At 61.9% G+C, this 15814-nt stretch carries 13 protein-coding genes and 1 tRNA gene; 6 read left to right on the top strand and 8 right to left on the bottom strand.

All coding sequences use genetic code 11. The features are described from left to right. Positions 1–2: 2 nt before the first annotated feature. From WG907_RS12205 to WG907_RS12185, 5 genes are all read left to right on the top strand, one after another. Positions 3–1157 carry an acyl-CoA dehydrogenase family protein gene (locus WG907_RS12205; protein WP_340233129.1) on the top strand — a complete coding sequence of 385 codons (1155 nt, stop codon included), beginning with the start codon at positions 3–5 and terminating at the stop codon, positions 1155–1157. Between the two features lie 118 nt (positions 1158–1275). Further along, the gene (locus WG907_RS12200) at positions 1276–2673 is read left to right on the top strand and encodes an aromatic ring-hydroxylating oxygenase subunit alpha (protein ID WP_340233127.1); all 1398 of its coding nucleotides are present in this window, start codon (positions 1276–1278) and stop codon (positions 2671–2673) included. After that, complete coding sequence (locus WG907_RS12195; RefSeq protein ID WP_340233125.1) at positions 2670–3038, top strand: Rieske (2Fe-2S) protein; 369 nt, start codon at positions 2670–2672, stop codon at positions 3036–3038. Before WG907_RS12200 ends, WG907_RS12195 begins: the two co-directional genes overlap by 4 nt. Before the next feature lie 31 nt (positions 3039–3069). Next, positions 3070–3471 carry an alpha/beta hydrolase gene (locus tag WG907_RS12190; RefSeq protein ID WP_340233123.1) on the top strand — a complete coding sequence of 134 codons (402 nt, stop codon included), beginning with the start codon at positions 3070–3072 and terminating at the stop codon, positions 3469–3471. Between the two features lie 27 nt (positions 3472–3498). Then, the gene (locus tag WG907_RS12185) at positions 3499–4014 is read left to right on the top strand and encodes an alpha/beta hydrolase family protein (protein ID WP_340233121.1); all 516 of its coding nucleotides are present in this window, start codon (positions 3499–3501) and stop codon (positions 4012–4014) included. 147 nt (positions 4015–4161) lie between these two features. Here the strand turns inward: WG907_RS12185 and WG907_RS12180 are convergent, their stop codons facing one another. The 5 genes from WG907_RS12180 to WG907_RS12160 form a co-directional block, all read right to left on the bottom strand. Further along, a complete protein-coding gene (locus tag WG907_RS12180) occupies positions 4162–6495 on the bottom strand; it encodes a TonB-dependent receptor (protein WP_340233119.1) in 2334 nt (777 codons plus the stop codon). A 177-nt stretch (positions 6496–6672) separates the two neighbouring features. Next, a complete protein-coding gene (locus WG907_RS12175; protein WP_340233117.1) occupies positions 6673–8286 on the bottom strand; it encodes an AMP-binding protein in 1614 nt (537 codons plus the stop codon). Further along, positions 8283–8744 (bottom strand): cobalamin B12-binding domain-containing protein, encoded by a 462-nt coding sequence (locus WG907_RS12170; RefSeq protein ID WP_340233116.1) that lies wholly within the window; start codon positions 8742–8744, stop codon positions 8283–8285. The genes WG907_RS12175 and WG907_RS12170 overlap by 4 nt, the downstream gene beginning before the upstream one ends. Positions 8745–8746: 2 nt before the next feature. After that, on the bottom strand, positions 8747–10435 hold the full coding sequence (locus WG907_RS12165; protein WP_340233115.1) for a methylmalonyl-CoA mutase family protein: 1689 nt from the start codon (positions 10433–10435) through the stop codon (positions 8747–8749). Between the two features lie 33 nt (positions 10436–10468). Next, on the bottom strand, positions 10469–11272 hold the full coding sequence (locus WG907_RS12160) for an acetoacetate decarboxylase family protein (protein WP_340233114.1): 804 nt from the start codon (positions 11270–11272) through the stop codon (positions 10469–10471). Positions 11273–11895: 623 nt separating this feature from the next. Between WG907_RS12160 and WG907_RS12155 the strand changes: the two genes are divergently transcribed. Then, complete coding sequence (locus WG907_RS12155; protein ID WP_340233112.1) at positions 11896–12228, top strand: hypothetical protein; 333 nt, start codon at positions 11896–11898, stop codon at positions 12226–12228. Between the two features lie 182 nt (positions 12229–12410). Here the strand turns inward: WG907_RS12155 and WG907_RS12150 are convergent. The 3 genes from WG907_RS12150 to mrdA all read right to left on the bottom strand — a co-directional run bounded on the left by WG907_RS12150 (position 12411) and on the right by mrdA (position 15813). Further along, a tRNA-Lys gene (locus tag WG907_RS12150) sits at positions 12411–12486 on the bottom strand. A gap of 121 nt (positions 12487–12607) precedes the next feature. Further along, positions 12608–13720, bottom strand: a complete 1113-nt coding sequence (rodA, locus tag WG907_RS12145; protein WP_340233111.1) for a rod shape-determining protein RodA — start codon at positions 13718–13720, stop codon at positions 12608–12610. After that, positions 13717–15813, bottom strand: a complete 2097-nt coding sequence (gene mrdA / locus WG907_RS12140) for a penicillin-binding protein 2 (RefSeq protein WP_340233110.1) — start codon at positions 15811–15813, stop codon at positions 13717–13719. Before mrdA ends, rodA begins: the two co-directional genes overlap by 4 nt. Position 15814 lies beyond the last annotated feature (1 nt).

Genomic DNA, 15814 nt, shown 5'->3' with positions numbered 1-15814 from the left:
TGATGAACGTGATGCCATCCTATGAGCAGGAAGAGTTCCGCACCGGCGTGCGACGACTGGCAGATGCTGCGCCGCTGGAACCCGGCGGCTTCGATGCCGCGCGATATGCCGCCGCATGGAGCAGGTTCGCCGAGGCCGGGGTGGCCGGCCTCTGCCTGGCACCCGTGATGGGCGGCTTTTCCGGCGCGGCAGAGGATGTCGCGCTGATCGCGGCGGAACTGGGCCGCGCGCCCGGCGCCACGCCGCGCATCGAGACGATGGTGCTGGCCGCAGTGCTGCTTTCTTCCGGCGCGGAGCCGGCGATCGCGCGACTGCGCGAAAAGTTCGCTGCCGGCCAATCGCAGCCGGCCGTCGCATGGTTCGAGGGTGGCGACCCATATGGGCAGGATATGCCGCAAGTGCAGGCGACGAGGACCGATGACGGCTTCACGCTCACCGGGCGCAAGATGGCGGTCATCGGCGCTACGACGGCCGATTGCCTGATCGTTACGGCGCAACTACCCGCACGAGGGCTTGGGTTGTTCGTGGTCGATCCGGCGGCGGCGCGCGTGGACATGCGCGGTTACCGACTTTCCGACACCACGCCGGTCGCCGACATTGTCTTTCACGACACGCCCGCGTTGACCGATCGCCCCATCGCCGAGGGCGAGCATGCCCGCGCCATCCTGCACAAGGCGCTCGACCACGCATTGATAGCGCAATGCGCCGCTACGCTTGGCGGGATGGATCGCGCCATTAATCTTTCTATCGAGCATCTCAAGACACGGCAGCAGTTCGGCAGGCCGCTGGCCGATTTCCAGGCTCTCCAACATCGCGTGGCCGATATGTTCATCGCGACCAACGATGCCCGGTCAATCCTCTATGCGGCGATCGCCGCATCGCGCGGCGACGCTGTCCCCAGAGCCGCAGCGGCATCACGGTGCAAGGTCAAGATTTCCACGTCAGCCAGGAGCGTCATCGGTGATGCGCTTCACCTCCACGGCGGCATCGGCATCACGACGGAATATCCGGTCGGTCATCTTTACAGGAGGGCCATGGTCGACAGCCTGCTGATGGGCGATGCGGACTATCATCTTGCCCGGCTGGAGGCAGGCGGCGTAGACTGGCGGATGGACGAGCAGCCGGCGGGCGTTGTCGAATGTCTCGCGCGAGCCTGATGCGGGCGACTTTAAAATAAAATGGTAATTAGATTAATTGTTGCAAGCGGGCGGGGCAGCTTTTATGCTTCGTGGGAAAAAGGCGATCGAGCGCCGCTGAATTTTCAGGAGACGGTTGTTGGACAGCTTCATTCCGCAGAGGCCGCAGGTCGATTATCTTGAGGGTATCCGGTCCTATGACGACGTGCCGGCGGGGTCCGTCCGGGCGAAGGCTCCCTATATCGACAATGGCACGGATCTCATCGATCCGCGCCGCTACCGCGATCCGGCGGAGGCCGTGCGCGAATGGGACAAGCTGTGGACGAAGGTCTGGAACCTCGCGGGCATCGCGTCGGATATCCCCAACCGGGGCGACTGGTTCAAATATGATCTGGGCAAGGAAAGTTTCCTGATCGTCCGTGGCGATGACGATCAGATCCGCGCTTTCTACAATGTCTGTCCCCACCGGGGCAACCAGATGGTCCGCACCGATTTCGGCACGGCCAATGAATGTTTTAGCTGTGCGTTTCACGGCTGGAAGTTCGGCAAGGACGGCAGCCTGCTGTCGGTGAAGGAGCCCGAGACCTTTCGTCGCGAGGTGCTCGATGGCGCGCCCGGTCTTACCGAGGTCCGCTGCGATGTGTGGGGCGGCATCGTCTTCATCAACATGGACGACGACGCCGGGCCATTGCTCGACTTCCTGAGTGTCATTCCCGATCATCTTGCCGCCTACAGGCTGGAAAATTACCGGGTCGTCGACGATGTCGAATATATTTACGACGCGAACTGGAAAACCAGCCTCGATGCGTTCGTCGAATTCTATCATGCCGACCAGATCCACCCCGAACTGGGGCAGGCGATGGAAACCTATTACTGCCAATATGATCTGTATCCGCGCGGCGTCAGCCGCATGATCCTGCCGCTCGGCAATACGCCCGACAAGGTCGAGGATCGCGATACGCCCAACGAAGTGCAGGAAACGATGATCCGCCAGTGGGAAGGCGATCCCGAAGAATGGAAGCATCTGCGCGGCGCGGACTATAAGCAGGCGATGGTGCAGGTGAAGCGCCGCCTCGCCGAACGCGCCGGCTGGACCCATTGCGACGATCTCGACGATGACCAGATGGTCGATGACCTCAACTATCTGATCTTTCCCAATGTCACGACCAACACCTATTCCGACGTCAATTACCTCCAGATATTCCGTCCCCATCCGACCGACCCGATGAAATGCATCTGGCGCTCGATCACATTGGTGCCACCGGCGAAGCATGAAGGTTTCCGGCCACTGGAACTGGCCAGCCTGGGGCAGGGGAACACCATCGACGCCGCCGACAAGGACCTGTCGGTGCGGCCGCCCACGCGCCGCGTGACCGATCCGGCCGATACCGGCTTCGTCCTCGAACAGGATGCTCTGCTGGTGCCGGGTGTGCAGCGCGGTATCGAATCGCGCGCCTTCAAGGGCTATCGCCTCAGCGAACAGGAAATTCGCATCCGCCATTATCTCGCCGAGGTCGATCGATATTTGGCGAGATGACGGGGCAGGATGCACGATCTCATGAAGGCGCTCCGTCACCGGGCGGCTATGTCGCGGTATGCCTCGAAGGCGACATTCGCAACGGACAGCAGCAGCGTTTTGCCGTCGCTGGGCGCGATATCCTGCTCGTTGGCGCGGGAGGGCGCGTCTTTGCTCTCGCCAATCGCTGCCCCCACATGGCCAAGCCGCTCGAAGGGGGCCGGGTTACCGGCATGAGTTTCACCTGCCCGGTCCACGCGGCCCAGTTCGACCTTGAGACCGGCCGGTCGATCGGCTTTCCCAAAACCGGGCCATTGCAGCGCTTCGACGTGCGCATCGAAAATGGGCGTATATTTGTCGGCATTGAACGGAATGGGCCGGACTGAACGGCCGCCGACGAGAGAGGAGACCGGGCGCATGCCGGAGAGAGTGGAATTTGTTGTCGATGGCACGCATGTGCATGCCGATCTTTACCTGCCACAGGATAGGAAAGCCGGGGAAAGGCGTCCGGCCATCGTGGCGGGACATGGGTTTAGCGGCGTGCGGGACATGCTGGCGCCGCAAGGGACATATTTCTCCAACGCAGGCTATGTCACGCTCGCTATCGATTATCGCAGCTTCGGCACCAGCGGCGGCGCGGTTCGGGGCGAACAATTCCCCGAACGACATATGGACGACCTCAGTGCCGGGATCAGCTATCTCCAGACGCGCGACGAAGTCGAACCCGACCGCATCGCGCTCTGGGGCACCAGCTTCGGCGGCGGCGTGGTGCTGGGTGCGGGTGCCCGTGATCGCCGCGCGCGCGCAGTCATCGCGTAGGTGCCGATCGTCGATGGCCGAAGCTGGATGCGTGCCCTGCGCGACGCGGAACAATGGGAAGATTTACTCGACGCCATCGACGAGGATCGCCTGCGGCGTTTCAGGGGAGAGCCAAGCCGGCGGATTCCCGTGTCGCTGCCTTTTGCCTCGCGGGATATATGCGCCATGCCGACCAGCGATGATGCATTGCAATTCCAGACGATGATGCCTGAAATCTGGCGCAGCGACATGAGTATGGAATCGCTGGAAAAAGTGCTTCAGTTCAGCCCGATCGCGACGATCGCCCAGATCTCGCCGCGCCCGCTCTGCATCATCATGAATACGGGATATGAGGTCATCCATCCGATCGAAGCCGTGATGAAGGCCTATGCCGAGGCGGCCGAACCCAAGAGGCTGGTTCTGCTTCCCTACGATCAGCTGGGATTCTATGCCGATGAAGGGCAGGACGCCGCCATGGGCGCAGCGCTCGGCTTTCTGGAAGATGTGTTGCCGGTGGGCAGCAAGGCGGGCGGCGCGGTGCCGCGATCGCGCTTCGCTATATAGCCGCAACGCGGGACCACGGATGGACAGCTACGAACCCGGCTCGTAGCTGTCCAACTTCCCCGCCCCAGGCTTTTGTATTTGCGCGGTTTCCGAGTCATCAGATGATTGGCTTTGCCGAACTGCGTTTCCATCTGATTAGAAGCCGGACTAGAATTCAAAGCGCAGTTCACCCTCGAACGACTGCGGGCGCCCGGGACTTACCGAGTTGATCCCGAATCCCGACCCGGTGGGCAAGCCGCCGACATAATATTTTTCCTTGGTAATGTTCCGGACGTAAAGGGCGGCGGAAAGCTTTGTCCCCGCGATCGAGGACCAGCCAAGCCGGGCATTGGCGATGGCGTATCCTGGGATGCGCGTATTGGGAGTCAGCGTAGAGGCGAGGTTGGAAAAATAGGAGGATGTCTGGGCATAGAGATCACCGCGAAGGGTGATCGTGCCGGCATCGGACGACAGCGGCCAGGACCCTTCCGCATAGAGGACGCCGGACCATTTGGGGACGTCCGCAAACGGACCGTAGGTCAGGGGCGTGCCGAGCGCCAGCGCCTCAGGCTCGGTAAACCGGGCTTTGACATAGGTCATGCTGCCGCCCGCATTCAGCCAGGACACAGGCCGGGCGGTGAATTGCGCTTCGGCCCCGGTGACCCTGGCCTGGGGCACATTGTTCGTCACCAGCGCCGGGTTTCCGTTCACCGGTACAAAGGCCGCGCGCTGGATATCGTGAATCCACTGCGCGAAAATGTCCGCGCTGAATGTGACTGGCGTGCCGCCTGCATATCCGCTGAACTTGGCGCCGACCTCGACATCTTCCGTCGTTTCCGCCGCAAATTCGTTTCCGCCCTGCGCGGATGGAATGTTCAGCGGCAGGCTGGTATTATTATAGCCGCCGGTGCGCCAGCTTCCCCGCGTCGCGGCATAGATCATCAGGCTGGGCGTTACCTGATAATCGACGCTGGCGGTCCAGCTTGGATTGGTCTCGGTCCGGCTTTGGGAGGATGCGCCAAAGACGGATGCCGGCAGATTGTCGGCCGACAGCTTGTCGCGGGTATACCGGAATCCCCCGGTTATGTTCAAGGCATCGGTCAGTCGGTAGGTGGCCTGGACGAATCCCGCCAACGACCGATCCCGGTTTTTCGAGGCATATTTGAACTCGGTCGCGGGGAAAATGGGCAGCAGGCCGAACGCAGCATTGTTGCCGTCGAATATATCGCGCTGATTGAGATAATATACCCCGACGACATAATTCAGGCGGCTGTCAAAGAGCGTGCCCTGAAGCTGTAGCTCTTCGGAAAATTGATGCGTGTCGTTGAGCAGCGGAATGGCGACGTTGGGCGTATGATACACGGCATAAGGCGTGCCGTCGAAATCAGTGCCGGTCACCCTGCGGCCACGGTTGAAACCGATGATGTTCTTGATCTTGAGCGTCGGCGACAGTTCGATTTCCGTGCTGTTGATGACGAAGAAATTCCGATTTTTGTAGAGCGACTGTCCATCGATATTCGTCTTCCACGGCCCAAGCGCACGCTGCGCCTCCAAAGCCCCCGGTATGCCGCCGGCAGGCGCGCCGGGGTTCCCCGCCAGATAGGCCTGGAACAGAGGGTTGGAGGGGTTGTACAGGCAGTCGGCGCTGCTGTTGAGCGTGGCGCCGCCATTGGTCGACCCACAGGCATTGTAGGAATAGATTTCGGTCGGCGTCGAGCGACCTCGATCGCGTGTATATTGAACCGTCGTGACGTTGGTGACGCCATGGGCGGGTTCGATCTTGAGCGTGCCCCGGATCGAGCGTTGGGTCAGGTTGCCGAGCCGCTCGCCATTGAACATATTCTTGACGAAGCCGCCGCCCGACTGAAGATTGCCGGCGATCCGCAGGCCGATGCCGGGCGCGAGGGGCAGCGTGACCGCGGCGGTCAGCTGGCGGCTGTCGAAGCTGCCCAGGCGCCCGGTTACGAAGCCTTCGAAATCGTCCTTGGGCTGCCTGAACTGGTACAGTACCGCGCCCCCGGTCGCATTGCGGCCAAAGAGCGTGCCCTGAGGGCCCTTGAGCACCTGAATGTTATCGATGTCGTAAAAGGTCGCCGCCCCTAGCGTGTTGATCTGGACTTCGTTGATATAGGGCAACACGCCTGGCGCCGAATTGCTGTAGGCATCGATGCTTTGGCCCCGAATGGCGTAATTGATCGCGTTGCTGCTGCCCGTCTGCCGCACGATCAGGCCCGGAACGGCGGTCTGCAAATCGGACTCCGACCTGATCGCCTGGCGTTCGAGCGAAGCGCCGCCGATCGTGGCGATGGAAATCGGAACCCTCGACAGGCTTTCTTCCCGTCGCCGCGCCGTGACGATGATTTCGTCGGCACCCGACGAAGCGGCTCGTCCGCCGTCCACGGCCGATGATGTCGATCCGGCGTCCTGCGCGTGCGCGGCGGATATTCCGCCTGCCAACGCCATCAGGGATGTCGCATAAAATATCGCCGAAGCCTTGCTCACGATTACACTCCCCTTTAGCGCCGGCATCCTCGCGGGCCTTTTTCGCCCTCGGCTGCCGACTTTTTCATCATCTAACGATCAGTAGAATTTCTGGCCATCATGTCACGAAAAAACTGCATCGGCGGATTGAAGAAGTCATTCCTGGGCCTACAGTGTTGCCGGAGCCGGCGGGTCGCCTCAACCCGATACGAACTGCCGCGCATATCGTTCTTTCAACGCGAATTTCTGCACCTTGCCTGACGTTGTGGTCGGGAATTCGTCGACGAACCACCAATATTTCGGGAGCTTGAATCTGGCGATGCGGGCTTCGAGGAAGGCTTTCAATTCACTCTCGTCCGCGGTCGCGCCTGGTTTCAGCCGGACGGCAACCGCGATCTGCTCGCCCCAGCGCTCGTCGGGTACGCCGAACACCGCCGTGTCGGACACCGCCGGATGTTCGAGCAACTGATCCTCGATCTCCCTGGGATAGATATTTTCGCCGCCTCGGATCAGCATATCCTTCGAGCGCCCCGTGATCGTCAGATAACCGTCGGCCCGCACCGTTCCGAGATCGCCGGTATGGAACCAGCCGTCGGGCTCGATCGCCTCCGCCGTGGCGGTGGGGTTTTTATAATAATCCTGGAGGACGCATGCGCTGCGCAGGCAGATCTCGCCGATGGTATCGACGGGCAGGATCGCACCACTGGCCGTGTCGACGATCCGTACTTCGGTGGGGCCAAGCGGCGTGCCTACGGTTCGGCTGACATGCTCGACGCTGTCGCCGCGCACCGTCGAGCATATCATCCCGCTCATTTCCGTCTGGCCGAAGATCATCATGAATTCGCAGCCAAAATGTCGCTCGATCCGCTCGACCAGTTCGGGCGCAACGGGTGCGCCACCGCAGGTCAGGACCTTGAGGCTGCTGAAATCCATATCGTCAAAGCCCGGATGTTCGAGCAGCGCGATCGCCATGGTGGGAACCGTCGTGGTGATGGTGACGCGCTCCTGCTCGATCATGCGCAGCATCAGGCCGGCTTCGAACTGCGGCGGCAGGATCAGCGTGCCTCTGTTCCACAGGGCGCCGCAGGTGGAATGGACCGACCCGCCCGTGTGGAACATCGGCACGCAATTCATCCATACCGATCCGTCGCCGGCGTCGAAACATGCGGTGGCGAATTTCGAACTGTTCACGATGCCGCGATGGCGCATCCGCGCGCCCTTTGGTTTGCCGGTGGTCCCGGACGTATATTGGATCATCACCGGATCGGAAGGCGATATTTGGGGAAGTTCTCCGTCAACAGGCGCCGCAGCCATGAAATCGGACCAGTCGTCGAGGATCAGCACCTCGCGCAGCAACGGCAGGCGGTCGCGCACCTGCGCCAGCATGGCGAGGTGATCGCTCCCCCGGCAATAGCGCACCGTGATAAGCCCCACCGCGTCGGAATTTTCGAGGATATAGGCGACCTCCTTTTCGCGGCTCGCCGGATTGATGGTGACAAGGACGATCCCTGCGAGCGCGGCGCCAAACTCCACCAGCCACCATTCAGGCACATTATGCGCCCAGATGGCGACATGCTCGCCGGGACGGAACAGGGCGAGAAGCCCGCGCGCCGACCGTTCGGCCGCGGCCAGCGCCTGCGCATAGGTCCAGGACCGTTGGCGGCCCTCCATGTCCGGACTTTCCTTCAGCGCGATGCGGTCCGGCACGGCCTGCGCGCAGTCCCGCAGCAAATCGCCCAGCGTCATCTCGGAAACCTGCGCCTGGGGGTTCGCATGGAAATAGGATGTCGCCATCGTTACCTGGTCGGTCATTCGGCGCCCCTCCCATCTTTGCCGTTCGTCGTTCCGGCGCGTTGGAGCACGCGGTCGAGCGTCACCTTCTCGACGAAGGCGACGATGTCGTCGATGGTGGACCCCGGCCCGAATATCCCCCCTACGCCCAATGCGGTGAGTTCGGCATGATCGTCCTGATGAACCAGCCCTCCGATCATCAGCGGCACATCGACACCCTGCACGCGCATCTCCTCAGCGACATCGCGGCAATGCTCCACATAAGCGCCCGACGAAAAGCTGATGCCGATCAGGTCGACGTCCTGGTCGCGCGCCTGCCTGACAAGTTCGCGCACCGTCAGATGCTCGCCCAGAAAGGCGACGTCGCAGCCATAATCCCCAAGGCGGGTCGAAAGCGTGCGAATGCCCTTGGTATGTACGTCGAGGCCGAGCATCCCCAGGCCCACGCGGCCGAGCTTGCGATTGAGCAGTATCGCCATGCTCAGTTCTCCGACAGGCCAAATGGCGAGGTATAGACATCGAAGGCGTCATAGGCATGGCCGAACCCCTGGCGCAGCGTGCCCCATACCTCCGAAATGGTCGCATCGGCGATGAAGGCGTCGATCATGGCGGGGTACGGATTCCCCCCCTCGCGCGTGACACGATGGAGATGCTTGATGGCGCTCGTGACGACAGGCATGTCCCGCTGGCCCCTGAACTGGACGAAGCGCTCGACATGGTTCTGGATGGAGGCCTTCATCGGTTCGAACCGTGCGAACGGCTTTTCGTCGGCATTGGTGAAGGCGTTCAGCCCGACGACGAGCCGTTCCTTGTTGTGCAGTTCGCGGTCATACTGGACGTTGAACTTGTCCATTTCGCCCTCCAGCCAGCCGCTTTCGATTGCCTCGACAAGGCCGCGCCGCTCGATCTCCGCCAGCAGCGTGAGCGCCTCCTTTTCGACCGCATCGGTGAGCGCTTCGACATAATAGCTGCCGCCCAGCGGGTCGGCCACGCGCGCGGCGCCGATCTCATGCGCCAATATCTGCTGGGTGCGCAGCGCGAGTTCCTTCGCTTCCCTGGTGGGAATGCAGATAGGCTCGTCATAGGTGCAGGTTTCGACCGACTGGACGCCCCCGCAAATCGCCGCGAAGGTCTGGAGCGCGGCGCGCGTGATATTGTTGAGCGGCTGCTGGTACACCAGCGACTTGCCGGCGGTATGACAGGCGATCCGCAGGCGCATGCTGCGCTCGTTGGTGGCGCCGAACCGTTCCTTCATCGTGCGCGCCCAGATGCGGCGCAGGGCGCGGAACTTGGCGACCTCCTCGAAGAAATCGACGTCCGACGTCGATACCCAGGCCATGCGCGGCGCGATCTGGTCGACGGACGTGCCGCGCCTGGCGATATCGTCGAGGCAGGTGTTGACGATCGCCATGCCAACCGCGATCTCGCCCGCCGGCGAAACGCCGCGCTCGCGAATATCATAGGCCTGCGGCAGGCCCAGCGCCCATAGCGGCGTGTTGGCGGCGGAATATTCAAGGCATCCGGCGCTCATCCGAAGCGCCATGTTCGACGGCACGAGCTTGGAACCCCAGCCCGATATCACCTGATGGAAATAGTCCGGCATGTGCGAACCCAACAACGTATCGAGCGACTGCCCCCGCTTTTTATGGACCGCCACCGTCAACGGATAGACGAGCGAAATCGAATGCCAGGCAAGATCGATCTTGGACAGGTCGATTCCCTCCATCAGCCGCTCGCAATCGCGCAATGTGGGGAGGGAGACACCTTCGATGCCGACATCGTTGCGGAACATCGGATGGTCGGGATCGACCGCCCATTTGGTCGGCACATCGTCGACGACATTGAGACCCGATGCGCCATTCTCAATCGCTAGGCCGAGACCGTGACGCGTGTCCTCCGGCGCGCCATAGCCCACGATTTCCCGCATACTCCACATGCGCGACCGATACATTTGGGGAAATGCGCCGCGCGTGAAGGGATATTCGCCGGGGCCGCCCCTTATGTCCTCGCCATCGGACACGTCATCGGGCGTATAATGCGATTTCGTCTCCAGATTACCCCAGGTCTTGGTGCGCGACAGGGCAATCGTCGTCAGCTTCTCATGCAGCATGTCGCCGTCGCCGTTCCCGGATGCCGATGCTGGCTGACCCTCATTCTCTTTGGCAGTCACTGATAATTCCAGTTCTTCGAAAAGTGTCTCGGATCATTCCCGCACGGTCAGCCTGCGCGTGGCGCTCCGGTCGATCGTCGCGCATCCCGTGCCACGAAATGCGCGTATCGGCCCTTCGACCGGCAGCTTGGCCAGAACGGCGATGGCCGCTGCCGAGAATGGCGCAGCCAGACGGTCAGGCGTCTGGAATTCAATCCCGCCCTCTCCCGACCAGGCGTCGCGATAGTTCCAACGCATAACGTTGATGAGCGGGTAATCCAGATCGCTACCGCCACCGGGAGCGGCAATATATTTCCAGCCGAAGGTTCGAACCTCGCCAGCCTTATCGTTGACTCGTTCGAGCGCCGCTGGAGCAAGCCGGCGCAGCGATGACGCGCAACCCCTGAGGAGCAAATTCTCGTCTTCGTAACAGCTAAAGCTCGCCTCGGCCCCGCCAACAAACGCGTCAGGAATGGTTCCGAACAACTTGCCCAGGCCCATAAATTCGCGCCCCGCGACCAGTGCGCCGACTTTGTTGACCCATAGGATCGGTGCAAAGGCCGCAACGATCGTCTCGTCCCCATCGCCGTGCACAGCGCTCACAGAAAAGACGATCTCATTATAGGCTCTGCCGCCGAGATAATCGACATTCTGATAACTGACATAGCTGAGCGAGGCCGTCACGATCTCCGGCAGCCGGAAGTGGCCCGGTAGCAAGGACGCAGCTACTTCGGGCGATGTTACATAGCTGAGTACGATCGCATGCGCATCGTCGATCACCGTGCGGTCAGGAACCGGCGAAGGACCGAACATCGCAGGCATGTCGTAGCGTTGGCCTTCAAGCGGCACGAAAACCATGCGTGATTACCTTCCAGCTGCGGAACTGCATCCTGCCATTGTTAAAAACATAATGTATCTTAGAAAATCTAGGCGTGAAGCGCAAGGGGCGATCGAGGTCGCCCGGTGCCGGTTCGGTAGTTTTCAAATCTGACCTGCCTTGCGGTGGTGCCGGCCATCGGCAATGACGGGGGCCAAGCGGCTTGCAGATTCGGGTTATTTGCCATCATTTCCTTCCCGAGGCCGATCCTCGCGGGTCTTTGGTGGCCCGTCACGAAGCGCTGCCAGAAAGTGCCGATGGGTTGTCAGGTGTGGGGCCGGTGAAAGAGCGGCGAACGCCGCCGAGGTAGCGTACCGAGCGACGAGTGTGAGGTTCGCAAACAGCATATTGTTGAGCAATCCTGAAAGCGGCTGAAGGTGTCAACGTCGCCCGCAAGTCGGCTGACCCTACTGTCACGCGGGCGGCATATCTGGCCGATGTCGAAAAGCATGTTGATGGCTTCGGCCGGGACGCAACTGCCAAGCGGGATAACGCGCGCAAGGCGCTTGCCGGTTCACTGAAGGAAGCCGAAACCAAGCTGACGCATATTGTGGGCTTTGCGCCCTCTGCCGACGCAGCGGAAATCCGTGGCGTGCTGCGGAGCATGTCTGCCGATCAGCGGCAAGCGGAACTGGCTAGGGCGTTCGAAGACGGCAACCGGGAAATCATCGACGCTGTGGGCAGCTTCGATCAGCTTATGCACGGCTGCAACCCTGAAATTGTCACCGCATTAGTTGACGAAGATCAGCGCACCGTTGCCCCGGCTGAATATGCCAGCGTCCAATCCCACAAGAAATATGGCTGCTATCTCGACAACGCTGGCCCTAGCTTGATGGCATTCACCACGCGAGCGCTGGCGGGGCCAGGCGGCTATGAGAAAGCCCGGCAGACAACTGCGGCTGTCCTGAAGTCCTATGGGATTGGCTTTGACGACTGAATTGGCGGGGCGGCTCCTAACCGGGCCGCCTTCGCGAATTTAAGCGTAACCCCATGACCACCAATCCTTAGCGACGGTTCACCGTGGGCACCGAAACGGCTCGCATGATTGCTATCTGATTGCTGGCGCTATGGCGCAAGATCATCTGCCCGCATAGATTGCTGCTAAGTATCTTAAAAGTTTGGTGGACGCACTTGGGCTCGAACCAAGGACCCGCTGATTAAGAGTCAGCTGCTCTACCAACTGAGCTATGCGTCCACTTCTGTTCGGAGGGTTCGTCCAAAGACTTCTTCCGACCGGAGGCGCGCGGTTAGCATGATCATCGGGCTTTGCAAACATAAAATGATGGAGTCGCCGGCAAATCCCGCAGCGCAGCGATTCAGCCCCAGTCTCGTAGCCCGCCCGACCGCTTGCTGGCGCGATCGATCGACATGATGATGCCAACACACAGCATCACCGTGAGCATCGAGGAACCGCCATAGGACATGAACGGCAGGGGGATTCCCACGACCGGGGCCAGACCCATCACCATCATCAGGTTGATCGCGACGTAGAAAAAAATCGTCGTGGTCAGGCCGGCCGCGGTCATGCGCGCGAATTTGTCGGGGGTGCGCAATCCCACGCGAATGCCCCAGCGGAAAAGCAGCGCGAAGGCGCCGATCAGGAAGATGCCGCCCATCATCCCCCATTCCTCCGCCATGGTCGCGAACACGAAATCGGTGTGGCCTTCGGGCAGATAGTCGAGATGGCTCTGCGTCCCGTTGAGGAATCCCTTGCCCAATATGCCGCCTGATCCGATCGCGATCTTGGACTGGCTGATATGATAGCCCGCGCCCAGCGGATCGCTTTCCGGGTCGAGGAAGATCAGGATGCGGTTTTTCTGATAATCGTGCAGGAAGCTGAAGGCGACCGGCACGACCGCGGCAAGGGTCAGGCCCGACCCCACGAACAGGCGAAGCGGCAGACCGGCGAGAAACATCACCGTGATGCCGCCCGCCGCGATCATGGTTGCGGTGCCAAGGTCGGGCTGAACCAGCACCAGCGCGGCGGGCGCGCCGATCAGGCCCAGCGCCGGCCAGATCGCGCCCCAGCGACGGATTTCGCCTACCGGCAGCAGAGCATAGAATCGCGCGACGGCGAGGACGATCACAGGCTTCATGAATTCCGATGGCTGCAACTGCATAAAGCCAAGGTTGATCCAGCGCTGGCTCCCGCCGGCGACGCCTCCGATCAGCTCCACGAGCACCAGCGCCACGAGGATAGCGCCATAAGCGGGGAAGGCCAGGCGTGCGACTTGCTCCAGCGGAATTCGGCTGAGCACCAGCGCCATCCCCGAAAACACGCAGAAACGTAAGCCCTGGTTGATCGCCCATGGGGTGATGCTGCCACCGGCCGCGCTATACAGCACCAGCGTCCCGAAAAAGGCGATAGCCAGCAGAAGCGCCAGCACGCGCCAGGGGAAATCCGTAAGCGGCTGGGGAATGATACTCATGGCGTCGCACCGTTCGCAGCGGCAGGCGATCCGGGCGGCGGCGGTACGTCGTCGACCTCATTCGGATCATTTTCGGGACCGGGATGGAGCGGTGTCGCATTATGGCTTGCAGGAGAAGCCATGTTGCCCGCCGCGCTCGCGGCGTCCGGCGGCGCTTCGCCTGTCTCGATCGCCTTGGCGAGGCGAAAAGCGCCCATCTGCCGGGCCATGCGCTCGGCCGGCGGGCCGCCCCATCCTTTTTCGAGCGTCTCAAGCTTCTCCAGCGCTTTTGCCGGATCGAACAGATAGGATAATGTGTCGCTGGCGATCATCGGCGCGTCTTCGTTGCGATTGATATGACCGCCATGTTCGATGATGCAGGCAACGGCGTAGCGCGGATTGTCGAACGGCGCGAACCCCTGGAATAGGGCATGATCGCGCAGCTTGAAGGGCAGCCCGGCATTGCCGCGCACGCCGCCCGCGCGCTCCGCCATGGTGATGCGGCGGACCTGCGCGGTGCCGGTCTTGCCCGCCATCAGCACGCCTGGGATGTTCATGCGCGCCGCGCCGCCCGTGCCGCCGCCATTGACGACCGCACTCATGGCGTTGCGGATAACGGTGAGATGCTCTGGCGACGCGCCGAGAGAGGGCGCCGGCCGCCGCCGCGCGCCGGCGACGAAATTGGGCTCAAGCTGCCGGCCCGACGCGATGCGCGATGCCATGATCGCCATTTGCAGCGGATTTGTGAGCATATAGCCCTGGCCGATGGTGGCGTTGACCGTGTCGTACACCTCCCATTTCTTGCCGTATTTCTTCATTTTCCAGGCCGGGTCTGGCACGGTGCCATAGCTTTGGCTGGGGAAGGGCAGGGCGAATTTCTGGCCCATGCCGACGCGCCGCGCCATGTCGGCGATCACATTCATGCCGACGCGCTGCGCCATCTGATAGAAATAGATGTCGCAGCTCTGGGCGATGCCGCGATGCATGTTGACCGCGCCATGACCTCGCCGGCTCCAGCAGTGGAACAGGGTGTTGCCGACCCGCACCGCGCCCGCGCAATGGATGGTGTCCTCGGGGCTGACTCCGGCCTCCAGCAGCGACAGCGCCACCATCGGCTTCACCGTCGACCCGGGCGGATACAGCCCCTGCAACACCTTGTTGCGCAGGGGGACATGATCGTCCTTCGACAGCATTTCCCATTCGACATGGCTGATGCCGTCGGAAAAGCTGTTAGGATCGAAGCTCGGCATCGATGCCATGGCGAGCACGTCGCCATTATGACAGTCGATCACCACCACCGATCCGCTCTGGGTGGCCAGCCTCCGCCCGGCATATTCCTGCAAACCCGCGTCTATCGTCAGGCGGATGGTGTTTCCGGGCGTATCGGGCCGCGTCGTCAGCTCGCGCACGATCTTGCCGCGCGCTGTCACCTCGACCCGCTTGGCGCCGGGCTTGCCCGTCAGCCTGAGGTCGAAGGACCTTTCAAGCCCGTCCTTGCCGACCTTGAAGCCGGGCGTGATCAGCAACGGGTCCTTGCGCGCCTCATATTCTTTGGCCGACGCGGCCCCAACATAGCCCAGCAGATGGCCGACCGCCGCGCCGGCCGGATAATAGCGCGAAAAGCCCTGCGTCGGTGCAACGCCCGGCAGGTCGGGCAAGCGCACGCTGATCGCGGCGAACTGGTCGTAGGTCAGGTTCTCGGCCACCTGCACCGGCCGGAACCCCGGCGCCTTTTCCAGCTCGTCCTTGATCCGGTCGACCTCGTCGGGGGTGATCGCCAGCAGCTTTGCGAGGCTGCCGACCGTCGCATCGACATCCTTGACCCGCTCGGGGATCAGGTCGACGCGAAAGTCGGTACGGTTGGTGGCGAGCGGGCGGCCGTTGCGATCGATGATCCAGCCACGGCGCGGCGGAATGAGCGTCAGGTTGACCCGATTGCTTTCCGACAGCAGTTTGTATTTCTCGTTCTCGGCAATGCTGATCCACGCCATCCGCCCGGCCAGCAGCGCGCCGATGCCGCCCTGGATGCCGCCCACCACCATGGCCCGGCGGGTGAAGGTAAAGGATTGCGCGGCCTCGGTAATGATCTTGCGATTGGAACGGGGAAATTTCATG

Origin of the sequence: Sphingobium fluminis (assembly GCF_037723805.1) — a bacterium.
In the GTDB taxonomy this organism is placed as follows: domain Bacteria; phylum Pseudomonadota; class Alphaproteobacteria; order Sphingomonadales; family Sphingomonadaceae; genus Sphingobium.
The sequence above is the reverse complement of the archived record's forward strand: the minus strand, read 5'-3'. Positions and strand labels throughout refer to the sequence as shown.

Bases quoted from the DNA above. Each gene is read 5' to 3' on its own strand.
- WG907_RS12205 (WP_340233129.1), top strand. From the start codon at position 3: ATGAACGTGATGCCATCCTATGAGCAGGAAGAGTTCCGCACCGGCGTG.
- WG907_RS12195 (WP_340233125.1), top strand. From the start codon at position 2,670: ATGACGGGGCAGGATGCACGATCTCATGAAGGCGCTCCGTCACCGGGC.
- WG907_RS12190 (WP_340233123.1), top strand. From the start codon at position 3,070: ATGCCGGAGAGAGTGGAATTTGTTGTCGATGGCACGCATGTGCATGCC.
- WG907_RS12185 (WP_340233121.1), top strand. From the start codon at position 3,499: ATGCGTGCCCTGCGCGACGCGGAACAATGGGAAGATTTACTCGACGCC.
- WG907_RS12175 (WP_340233117.1), bottom strand. From the start codon at position 8,286: ATGACCGACCAGGTAACGATGGCGACATCCTATTTCCATGCGAACCCC.
- WG907_RS12170 (WP_340233116.1), bottom strand. From the start codon at position 8,744: ATGGCGATACTGCTCAATCGCAAGCTCGGCCGCGTGGGCCTGGGGATG.
- WG907_RS12160 (WP_340233114.1), bottom strand. From the start codon at position 11,272: ATGGTTTTCGTGCCGCTTGAAGGCCAACGCTACGACATGCCTGCGATG.
- WG907_RS12155 (WP_340233112.1), top strand. From the start codon at position 11,896: ATGTCTGCCGATCAGCGGCAAGCGGAACTGGCTAGGGCGTTCGAAGAC.
- rodA (WP_340233111.1), bottom strand. From the start codon at position 13,720: ATGAGTATCATTCCCCAGCCGCTTACGGATTTCCCCTGGCGCGTGCTG.
- mrdA (WP_340233110.1), bottom strand. From the start codon at position 15,813: ATGAAATTTCCCCGTTCCAATCGCAAGATCATTACCGAGGCCGCGCAA.